We start from the raw sequence: 5,194 nt of genomic DNA, 5'->3' as shown, positions 1-5,194 counted from the left end.
CACGCTCATCTGCGAAGGGCCGTTAAACGCCAAAGCCCGCTGCGGATGGGTGCCCCCATTGGCACACTCCGCAGCGGGTTTCGCGAGCTGGACGGCTGTCCTGCCTCAAGAATCAGTTGCGGGCCACCATTGGCTTCTTATCCACGTCAGTTTCCCGCCCGTCTGAAGCGGACGGTTCTGCTGCGCGTACGGGCAGCACGACGGCGACATCGTCCGCTTCGCCTGCCGGCTTGCCATAGCGTCTCCGCACCTCATAACTGGCGAGGATGACCAGCAACGTCACCCCGCTCATCAGGAACTGCGACTGTGTGCTGGGCAGAACGGCCATTGCTGCGACCACGCACAGCATGAGCGCGATGGTTGCGTAGCTCAGCCACGGGAACAGCCACATCTTGAGCTTCAGCGCAGCGGGGTCGTCGCGGTCGAGTCGCTTGCGCAGCACGACCTGCGAAACAGCGATCACAAGGTAAACAAAGAGCGCCACAGCGCCGTAGGAGTTCACCAGGAAAGCGAACACCACGTCACCCCACACATATACGCAGACAACCGAGACGTATCCCACAGTGGTACCCAGCAGGATGGCGCGGCGCGGGACGCCACCCTTGGAAAGCTTGGTAAAGAACTTGGGCGCGTCACCGTTGCGGGTGAGGGCAAATAACATGCGGGAGGTTGTGTACAGAGCGGAGTTCAGGCAGGAGAGCACAGCCGTCAGGACAATGAAGTTCATGACAGTGGAGACTGCCGGTATACCCAGCACGTCCAGCACCGCTGCGTAGGGACTAACCCCCACGCTTTCAGCGTCCCAGCGCTGTATGCACACCACAACAAATATCGACCCTACGTAGAAGGTAACGACGCGGGCAACAATTGAGCGCATGGCCTTCTTGACGGCCAACTGCGGGTTTTCCGATTCGGCTGCAGCAATGGTGATGATCTCCGCGCCGGTGTAGAAGGCCACGCACGGAACAACTGCCGCCAACACCGCGCCCCAGCCCAACGGGGTGAACCCGCCATGGTCAAACAGGTTCGCCAACCCCGGGGTGGAATCGGGCCAAAGTCCCGTGATCCAGAGGACGCCCAACCCCAGGAACACCACGATGGCAACGACCTTGATGGAACTAAACCAGTACTCAAACTCGCCGAAGGAACGGGCCGACACCATGTTTGTTGCACTCAGCAACACCATGAGGCCCAGGCTGAGCATCCACAGCGGGACCATGGGAAACCACAATTGGATGATCCGACCACCGGCAATCGCCTCAACGGCAACGACAATCACAAAGAAATACCAATACATCCAGCCGGTGGTGAAGCCCGCACGCTGGCCTAAAGCCTGGCGCGCATAGACATAAAAAGAGCCCACCACCGGACGCGCAACGGCCATTTCAGCCAGCATCCGCATGAGGAGCAAAGTGATGACGCCTGCGATGGCGAACGAAATGATTGCGGCCGGGCCGGTGCTACTAATTACAACGCCACTGCCGACGAATAGCCCGGCACCAATGACACCCCCAATGGCAATCAAATTCATGTGTCTGTTCTTGAGGCCTTTGCTAAGGCCGGCATTCTCAGCCTGCCGGGGTTCGACTTGATTCACGTGTCCTCCAAGATGCTCTGACGAAACCTGTTCGGAGCCTGTGCCACGATGCGCCAGGCTAAGGTCCACCGGAGGTCGGTCCGCACAGCATTGTGACGGAGTGATTCCGATCACTCCTTCAGGTGTAGCCCCAACCTACGCACGTGTCGTTGGGGTGCACAGGGCCAGATCACGCGGAAAAAGAGGAGCCAGCGGCGGCCAGTCCCGGTCAGGGGTGAGGGATCATTATCGCCTTCTTGTGTGCGACTATTTGGATCGGTAGGCATCAGCCGCGTAACCCCCAGTATTCCCACCTCCGTGGTAAAGAATTCCAACTCTTCAAATGCCCTGCGCAACGGTGATTCATCTGGGTGCCCATCGACGTCGGCCATAAACTTAGTCGCGGAGAATTCGTCGCCGACCATGTAGCTTTCAAGCCGCGACATGTTGACGCCGTTAGTGGCGAGACCGCCCAGCGCCTTGTACAGCGCGGACGGGACGTTCCGGACCCGCAACACGAAACTCGTGATCACGGGTCCGGGGAAGGCGCGACGACTGGGTATCGGACGCTCCTGTGCGACGAAACGGGTGGTGTTCGTAGGATCATCTTCGACGCCGGAGGCCAAGACGTCGAGACCGTATAGGCCTGCGGCCAGCGGTGGCGCAAGCGAGACCTTGGAAGGGTCGTTCCAGTCGCGGACTTCACGGGTAGAGCCTGCCGTATCACCTGTAATGACGGGTTTCAGTCCGAACGATCGGATGATCTTCCGGCACTGCCCCAGCGCATGCAGGTGGCTGTGCACCTCGTTTGCCTGTTAAATGGTGCTGCCCGGAATGCCGAGCAGATTGAACCGGAGGCGCAGAAAGTACTCTCCGACGATCTGAAGATCGGATGCTGGAAGGAGCGCGTGGATGTCCGCCACGCGTCCAGCTATCGAGTTTTGATGGGAATCATGGCCAGGTCACGCCGCGCCGCTCGTTACGAGTTCGAATGCGTCCTCGAAACTGGCGCAAGGAACTGCCTCCATCTCGGGGAACATTTCCGTGCATGCAATATTCGAGTTGGCGCCAGCTTCACCTTGGTACGCGATCTTGTTGACCATGGTGCAAATGCTTTCACGTTCTTCCCGGCACCGTTGTCGGTTCCTTGATCTGTCCCCTCTGTTCTACTTAAACATTCAGCTTTCGCTTCCAGGGCCAATGCATCAGCCCGAGTGCGTCGATTATCCGTCCAGTCAGCGACGATGCACAGACATCTAGTTCGTGGTGGTCGCTGGTGAGGCTCCGGCCAATTCGGCACGGGAGGCGGCAAGGGTTGGTGCAGCCTCCCATGCCGAATTCGGCGTTACCGGGTCAGCACCGGCTGGCTGGTGTGTTCGCCCCGGATGGAGGTGCCGGACCGGGTGACGGGTGCGATGCCGGCCTAGGAGGCCAGATGTGCGCTGGCGAAGTGTTTAGGGGTGACTTCCGTGAGGACGCGGGGCGCCGGTTCTGACGCCGATCGCGGGCATCGAGGTCAGGACCTTGTGAAGAGGGTGAGCCTCCACAACGGCTTCAACCAGGGCGGCGATAGCATCGCGTTGTGACGCAGGGACAGCAGCTGCTCTGCGCGTTTAGGCAGCACCATCCGGGCCGCGCTGGGCCCACGACCACGACGGTTCCCGGAGCGCGGTGAAACGGCGTCCGTGAGGCGTTTGGCGGCGGGCGGCGACAACACCCCGGATCCTCTATGACTGGGAGCAGAAACCACGCCGGGACCGAGCGGCCAAGACACCCTCATTTTGCCAGCAGGAGCGGGCGCTATGAAAGAGGTAACGGGATAACGGGCACGGCGTAAGTGCGGGAGCTCCGGCGGCTTGCGCGCGGTCGGCCCGGAACTGCGGCGGCCGATCCAATGAATCATTGGCTTAGTCCTCCGCTTAGTGTTCCCCGATTGTGTCAGCCTCGATCTCTCATGAGAAAGGTTCTGCCAGCCCGTCTCAGAACGCCTCATAAGAGGCCGGGCGGGTCGTATTCCGCCAGCCACACTTGTAGCGTTCGGCCCTTTCGTAGGGTCAGCGCGGGTCGCGCCGTCGGAAGCCAGCCAGGGTTCTGCCATCGCAGGCTGCAAGGTCCACGCTTCTGCGATCGATTGTCTTTGCGTTCCACCGGATTTCCGCGTGCCTGCCGTCCAGAGCTCCAGTCCCGGATTAGCTCGGGCATCATAGGGAAACGTGTCCTTCCCTGTCTTTGTTGGCAAGAGCAGCGGCATTAAAGCGCAACCCACACTTTCAAGCGCAACCCACGCTACGCATTATCGTTAAAGCGGAGCGAAGTTTTCTGGCGGGGAGTCACCGAACTCCCCCGCCATCTTGGGCTGCTATAGCCCACAGCGCTTTCGAGGAGCCAACGCGTGCCAAGGACAATGATCGAGGTAAACCGCGGATCAAGCGAACCGCTGTACCGGCAGGTCCGCCGCGTCATAGAGCACAGCATTGCCACGGGTGTCTTCGATCCGCGCCGCCGGCTCCCAAGCTCCCGGGAGCTGGCAGCCGAACTCAAGGTTGCCCGCAACACCATCAACCTCGCCTACCAGGAATTGCTCAACGAGGGCCTGGTGCTCAGCCATGAGCGCCGGGGGATTTTCGTGAACCCCGAAATGCTGGCTGCCGCCGAGGCCGAGGTTACGGTGAACGAGCCCGTCATCGATTGGTCCTCCAGGATGCGGCGCTATGCCGACGAAGGCGTCCCCGATGTTGAGAAGGCGGCAGACTGGGACAAGTACCCTTACCCGTTCGTCGCCGGCCAGATCGATGTCCACACCTTTCCCGCCACTGCATGGGTCCGAAGCCTCCGTGAAGCCCTTTACCAGCCGCATGCCTTCGCCAGCCTTCAGGACAGCATCGGCGCCGATGATCAGATGCTGATCGAGATGATCAGGCGCGAGATCCTTACGGCACGCGGCATAGAAGCCACGCCGGCGGAAATCCTGATCACCGTTGGCTCCCAGCACGGGCTGGACCTGCTCGGCCGGACCCTGCTCGGCCCGCATCAGCGCGTCGGCATCGAGAATCCGGGCTACCTTGATGCCCGGCACATCTTCCTGCGCACCGGTGCCCAAGTGTACGGAATCAATGTGGACCAGGACGGCCTGCAGCCCCCGGATACGCTGAGCGGCACAGCGCTGATCTATCTCACGCCCAGCCATCACCACCCCACCAATGTCACTCTGAGCATGGAGCGCCGCCGCCGTCTGCTCAGGCTCGCCGCCATCTCCGGGACGGTCGTCATCGAGGACGATTACGACAGCGAATTCCGATATGAGGGCAGCCCCAGCCCGGCCCTGAAGGCCCTCGACTCAACCGGAGATGTGCTGTATTTGGGCACGTTTTCCAAATTCCTCGCCCCTGGCCTGAGGCTCGGTTTCCTGGTGGGGCCGGAGGAACTAGTCAGGGAACTGCGGCGAGTGCGGCGATACCAGGTTCGCCACCCGCCGGGCCACATGCAGCGTGCGCTGGCCCTGATGATCGACAGCGGCGACTACCACCGTGCATTGCGCCACCACCGCCGCCAGATGAAGACCCGCTGGGAAATGCTCAGCCAACTAGCCGTTGAACGCCTGCCGTGGGAGCAGGCCCC

General features: G+C 61.1%; 2 protein-coding genes and 2 pseudogenes. 1 reads left to right on the top strand and 3 read right to left on the bottom strand.

Annotated elements, in window-relative coordinates; all coding sequences use genetic code 11:
- Window positions 1–112 precede the first annotated feature (112 nt).
- From J7I92_RS23540 to J7I92_RS24145, 3 genes and pseudogenes are all read right to left on the bottom strand, one after another.
- Window positions 113–1,597, bottom strand: a complete 1,485-nt coding sequence (locus J7I92_RS23540) for an amino acid permease (RefSeq protein ID WP_311380477.1) — start codon at window positions 1,595–1,597, stop codon at window positions 113–115.
- A 110-nt stretch (window positions 1,598–1,707) separates the two neighbouring features.
- Window positions 1,708–2,616 (bottom strand): annotated as a pseudogene (locus J7I92_RS23535) (prephenate dehydratase domain-containing protein).
- Between the two features lie 323 nt (window positions 2,617–2,939).
- Window positions 2,940–3,221 (bottom strand): annotated as a pseudogene (locus J7I92_RS24145) (transposase); the annotation flags it as partial.
- Window positions 3,222–3,968: 747 nt separating this feature from the next.
- Between J7I92_RS24145 and J7I92_RS23530 the strand changes: the two are divergent.
- Window positions 3,969–5,194 (top strand): PLP-dependent aminotransferase family protein (locus J7I92_RS23530; protein ID WP_214844400.1); only part of this gene is annotated, 1,226 nt, incomplete at its 3' end.

The sequence above is a fragment of the Arthrobacter sp. ISL-72 genome (genome assembly GCF_018613755.1).
Taxonomy (GTDB): domain Bacteria; phylum Actinomycetota; class Actinomycetes; order Actinomycetales; family Micrococcaceae; genus Arthrobacter.
This window is presented reverse-complemented; position numbering and strand designations above follow the sequence as displayed.